The sequence below is a fragment of the Paraburkholderia sp. genome (assembly GCF_026225065.1).
Taxonomy (GTDB): domain Bacteria; phylum Pseudomonadota; class Gammaproteobacteria; order Burkholderiales; family Burkholderiaceae; genus Paraburkholderia.
The window spans coordinates 1-5,041 of the sequence record NZ_JAMFSB010000428.1; the positions used below are offsets into that span (position 1 = coordinate 1).

Genomic DNA, 5,041 nt, shown 5'->3' on the forward strand with positions numbered 1-5,041 from the left:
GCGGAACTCGGCGCGATGTTTCCGGAGTCGGGCGGCATGGTGCGTTACGCGCGCTATTCGCACGGCGCGCTGGTCGGTTTTGTCAGCGCATGGGCTAACTGGATCGCGATCGTGTCGGTGATTCCAATCGAAGCCGAAGCTTCGATTCAATACATGAGCACATGGCCATATCCATGGGCGCATGCATTGTTCGTGAATGGGTCATTAACCACGAATGGGTTATTACTTTCGGCGATCCTGGTGATTATCTATTTCATGCTCAATTACTGGGGCGTGAAGCTGTTCGCGCGTGCCAATACGACCATCACGATCTTCAAGTTCGTGATTCCCGCGGCGACGATCGCGGGCCTGATGAGCGCCGGTTTCCACCACGAAAACTTCGGCGAGGCGAGTACGTTCGCGCCGTATGGCTGGTCGGCGGTGTTCACCGCGGTGGCGACGAGCGGTATCGTGTTCGCGTTCAACGGCTTTCAGAGCCCGATCAACCTGGCCGGTGAAGCGCGTAATCCTGCCAAGAGCGTGCCGTTCGCAGTGATCGGCTCGATCCTGCTGGCGCTGGTGATCTACGTCCTGCTGCAGATCGCCTACATCGGCGCGGTGAACCCGGCTGACGTGATGAAGGGCTGGAGCCATTTCAGCTTCGCGTCGCCGTTCGCTGAACTGGCGCTTGCACTGAACCTCAACTGGCTGGCGTTCCTGCTGTACGTCGACGCGTTTGTCAGCCCGAGCGGTACGGGTACGACCTACATGGCGACCACGAGCCGCATGATCTACGCCATGGAGCGCAACAACACGATGCCGAAGATGTTCGGCAACGTGCATCCGATCTACGGCGTGCCGCGTCAGGCGATGTGGTTCAACCTGCTGGTCTCGTTCATCTTCCTGTTCTTCTTCCGCGGCTGGAGCTCGCTCGCGGCAGTGATTTCGGTCGCAACCGTGATTTCTTACCTGACGGGTCCGATCAGCCTGATGGCGCTGCGCCGCGCGGCGACGGATCTGGATCGCCCGCTCCATATCCCGGGCATGAAGATCATTGCGCCGTTTGCGTTCGTCTGCGCGTCGCTGGTGCTGTTCTGGGCGAAGTGGCCGCTGACTGGCGAAATCATCTTGCTGATGATCGTCGCGCTGCCGGTGTACTTCTACTTCCAGGCGAAGTCGGGCTTTAGCGGCTACAAGCGTGACCTGAAGGCGGCATGGTGGCTGGTGGCCTACCTGCCGGTGATGGCGGTTCTTTCGCTGATCGGCAGCAAGCAGTTTGGCGGTCACAACGTTCTGCCGTACGGCTGGGACATGCTGACGGTGATCGTCTTCGCGCTGATTTTCTATTACTGGGGCGTGCACACCGGTTATCGCACCGACTACCTCGATGAGCGCGATGTTCACGACGAAGTGCTCGAAGGGATGGGCGCGCACTAGTGATTCGCGCTGCTTGATCCTTGCCCGGATGCCGCGGTTGTGTTCCCGGCTCCGGGATTTCGTGACGAAAAAGCCGGCCTGAGTTTCCTACCCGTACCACAAAGGTGTTGGTAAACGGGCAGGCCTGGTGATTACTGCGAGCCTCTTCGGAGGCTCGCTTTTTTACGGACATTGAAAGCCCATACGAGCCTTGGCCAAGCGGTATCAGCGCTGCAAGCTCATCAGGGTCGAGCGGTGTCTGGCCGTCCTGTTCGTCCAAATCTATCGCCATAGGTCGGACCAGCGGCCCCGGAGTAGTTCTGCCGTTCTCTGCTCAACCTGTTTGCGAAGTCGGTCGGTTTCCGGACGTTGGTCTTCCAGACTCATGGTGCGCGCAACTCCACTCACTTCCTGCAAGGCGATTGAGCGCGCCCGGTCTTCGACCACTTGAGTCAGTGGCTTTCTGGGCACCAGAGCATAGACCAGCTCGCAGTCCAGCCCGTCAGCCAGCTTGCGCAGTTGTCCGAGAGTGATTCGCTCCTCAGCTTCCGCCGACTCCGACTTGTGCAGGGTCGAACCGGTAATGCCTAATCTGTCGGCCTGCTGTCGCTCGGTGAGCCCTAACGACTCCCGGATGGCCTTCAACCATCCACGCGGCGGGGGCCGGCGGTTGGTCAAATCCGAGTACGCTGCGACCGACGCGTGGACCTGCTCAAGCCGGAGCTGCCTCATTCTGGAATCCATTTTGCTGGCCTATAGGCTATCAAAAACACAGAAAATGATAGCCTATAGTAAAGCAGATACCAAGTTTTTGCTTCACTAAAGTGAAGCAAATGGATGTGCTGCGTCGGCATGGTGACTCAGAATCGAACCACTTGCTTCATTATAAGGAAGCGTAATATGCCAATATGCTTCACTATATGGCATCAAATTTCACACAGTTGCTTCATTTTTCGGAAGCAAGTGTCTCTGATTTAATGCACTGCAAGCCAGCGATCGCGAGGCAGTTTGCTTCGAACGTCGGTCGCCCGGTCCGATATCTGCGGCAAGAAAAAGACCCGCAGTCCCCTCCGGGACGCGGGTCTCAGCGTTAGGGCTTTTTTACTAGTCAGCGTGGCCGGCGTGCTGCGTTGACGCTTACGCCGTGCCGAACACGTAGTTCGTCATCGCCAGCGACTTCTGGAACGTCCCGAGCGACTGGATCGCGAGCGTGTAGTCGTCGTCTGCTGCGCCGAGCGCGGCGAATACCGGCAGCAGGTGCTCGTCTGTGGGGTGCATGTACGCGGCGTGAGGTGCCTGGCGGCGATAGTCGAGCAGCGCGTCGACATCGTGCTCTGCCAGCTTCGTTTCGAACCAGTCGGTGAATTCCGTGACTCGTGGATCAGCATCTTCCGGACGAGCGGAGAAGTCGGCAGCGCGCAGATTGTGGGTGATCTGGCCGGAGCCGGTCACCATCACACCGTCGTCCCTCAGCGCCCGCAGCGCGCGACCGAGACGGAAGTGGTGGGTGGCATCCATGTGCGGCTGGATCGACAACTGCGCCACCGGCACGTCAGCGTTCGGGAACATCAGCAGCATCGGCACCCAGGCACCGTGATCGAGGCCGTGCGACTGTGTGTCGGTGAGCAGACCGTGCTCGTTCAGCAGCGCGGCAGCACGTCGTGCGATATCCGGCGCGCCCGGCGCGGGGTACTGAATCTCGTACAACTGGCGCGGAAAGCCGTAGAAATCGTGGATGGTCTCTGGGCGGTCGGCAGTGCTCGCCAGCGGCTGGGCAGTGCCCCAGTGGGCCGACAGCATCAGAATGGCCTCCGGACGCGGCAGTTGCGCCGACAGCGTACCGAACTCGGCAGACGGCATCGACGGGTCGATCGGCAACGTCGGGGCACCGTGGGACAGAAAAAGCGACGGCATACGGGTCATGGCAGCGAAGTCCGCAGCGAGTGCGGCTCGTAAGTTGGGTTGCTACCAATATAAGGCCGCACTACCGTTTGATAAACGGCTGAATTTGGATTTGATTGTGTCGTGCGGGTTGTCAATCGGCACTGAACACTCAACGCCCAGCACCGGCTGGCAGCCTATTCCGCCGGCGAGTTGCGCAGCCCCGGCCACGCGGGCGAGAGCGCCGGCCCAAGCGCAAACAGGTCCAGCACGCGGGCTACGGTGTGATCAACCATCTCGTCGATCGAAGCGGGCTGGTTGTAGAAGGCCGGCAGCGGCGGGAAGATCACGCCGCCCATTTCAGTGACGGCGGTCATATTGCGCAGATGCGCGAGGTTGAGCGGCGTTTCGCGCACCATCAGCACGAGGCGGCGGCGTTCCTTGAGCGTGACATCTGCGGCGCGGGCGATCAGGTTGTCCGAGAGACCGTGGGCGATGCTCGCCAGCGTCTTCATCGAGCAGGGCGCGACGATCATGCCGTCGGTCGAAAACGAGCCGGACGCGACGCTCGCACCCACATCGCGCACCGAATGGACGACATCCGCCAGCGGATGCACGTCTTCTTTGCTCAACTGGAGTTCGTGCTGGATATTGAGCCAGCCGGCGCTGGAAATCAGCAGATGGGATTCCACGCCGCCCAACCTGCGCAGCGTTTCAAGCAACCGGATGCCATAGACGGCGCCGGTCGCGCCGGTGATCGCGACGATCAGCCGGCGAGGCGCCGCAGCGCGTGTTTCCATGGCTGGCGGCACCTGAGGTTCAGCTTCTGAAACGGCAGGCGGCGATCAGACCGCGGCAAACAGTTGCTGCAGTTCGCCGTTCTGATACATCTCCATCATGATGTCCGAGCCGCCGATGAACTCGCCCTTCACGTAGAGCTGCGGAATGGTCGGCCAGTTGGAGAATTCCTTGATGCCCTGGCGCACTTCGTCGTCCTCGAGGACGTTGACGGTCTTGGGCGCGTCCACGCCGCATGCCTTCAGGATCTGGATGGCGCGGCCCGAAAAGCCGCACATCGGAAACTGCGCGGTGCCCTTCATGAAGAGCACGACGCCGTTTTCGTCGACGATTTGCTTGATGCGTTGTTGCGTATCCATGGCTGACCTTGCGGTTCCGGAATGTGGTGGAGATAGATTGAAATGATAGCGGATTTCGTTGCGACGGGCTGACGGCGATGCTGGCGCGGTATTCGCGCAATCTTCGTTTATACGCCCGCTTGCCACTCACCGCCGCTGATGCGTTCGATCCCGGCAAGATCGCATTCCGAGCGCACCGCGGCGAAACCGGCTTCCACCAGTAGTGCGCGTACAGTTGTGGCTTGATCATAGCCGTGTTCGAGCCAAAGCACGCCGCCGCGCTCTACGAAGCACGCAGGCGCCCCGGCGATGATGGCGCGGATCGCGCTGAGGCCGTCTGCTTCATCGGTCAAGGCGCCGCGCGGTTCGAAGCGCAAATCGCCTTCCGACAGATGCGGGTCGCCGCTCGCGATATACGGCGGATTGCTAACGATCACATCAAAGCGCAGCGCGCGATCAAGCGCGTCGTACCAGTCGCATTGCACAAGCTGCACGGGGCCACCGGGGCGCGTGGCGTCCAGCAGCCGGGCGGTATTGCGAGCGGCGACGGCCAATGCTTCGCCTGAACGATCGACGGCCCAGACCTGCACATCGGGCCTGACCGAGGCAATGGCGACTGCAATCGCGCC

6 protein-coding genes are annotated in these 5,041 nt (G+C 60.8%); 1 reads left to right on the top strand and 5 read right to left on the bottom strand.

Going from position 1 to position 5,041, the window contains the following annotated elements:
• Nucleotides 1-1,416 (top strand): APC family permease (locus M0954_RS29060; protein ID WP_297356934.1); only part of this gene is annotated, 1,416 nt, incomplete at its 5' end.
• A gap of 261 nt (nucleotides 1,417-1,677) precedes the next feature.
• Here the strand turns inward: M0954_RS29060 and M0954_RS29065 are convergent.
• From M0954_RS29065 to M0954_RS29085, 5 genes are all read right to left on the bottom strand, one after another.
• Nucleotides 1,678-2,139: a mobile mystery protein A gene (locus M0954_RS29065; RefSeq protein ID WP_367279547.1), complete on the bottom strand. Its 462-nt coding sequence runs from the start codon at nucleotides 2,137-2,139 to the stop codon at nucleotides 1,678-1,680.
• Between the two features lie 393 nt (nucleotides 2,140-2,532).
• Complete coding sequence (locus M0954_RS29070; protein WP_297356938.1) at nucleotides 2,533-3,318, bottom strand: class III extradiol ring-cleavage dioxygenase; 786 nt, start codon at nucleotides 3,316-3,318, stop codon at nucleotides 2,533-2,535.
• Between the two features lie 155 nt (nucleotides 3,319-3,473).
• Entirely contained in the window at nucleotides 3,474-4,076 is a 603-nt protein-coding gene (locus tag M0954_RS29075; RefSeq protein ID WP_297356940.1) for a UbiX family flavin prenyltransferase, read from the bottom strand.
• 45 nt (nucleotides 4,077-4,121) lie between these two features.
• A complete protein-coding gene (gene grxD / locus M0954_RS29080; protein WP_122152670.1) occupies nucleotides 4,122-4,433 on the bottom strand; it encodes a Grx4 family monothiol glutaredoxin in 312 nt (103 codons plus the stop codon).
• A gap of 107 nt (nucleotides 4,434-4,540) precedes the next feature.
• Nucleotides 4,541-5,041: HemK/PrmC family methyltransferase (locus M0954_RS29085; RefSeq protein ID WP_297356942.1), on the bottom strand; the 501-nt coding region annotated here is incomplete at its 5' end.

Bases quoted from the DNA above. Each gene is read 5' to 3' on its own strand.
- M0954_RS29070 (WP_297356938.1), bottom strand. From the start codon at position 3,318: ATGACCCGTATGCCGTCGCTTTTTCTGTCCCACGGTGCCCCGACGTTG.
- M0954_RS29075 (WP_297356940.1), bottom strand. From the start codon at position 4,076: ATGGAAACACGCGCTGCGGCGCCTCGCCGGCTGATCGTCGCGATCACC.
- grxD (WP_122152670.1), bottom strand. From the start codon at position 4,433: ATGGATACGCAACAACGCATCAAGCAAATCGTCGACGAAAACGGCGTC.
- M0954_RS29065 (WP_367279547.1), bottom strand. From the start codon at position 2,139: ATGGATTCCAGAATGAGGCAGCTCCGGCTTGAGCAGGTCCACGCGTCG.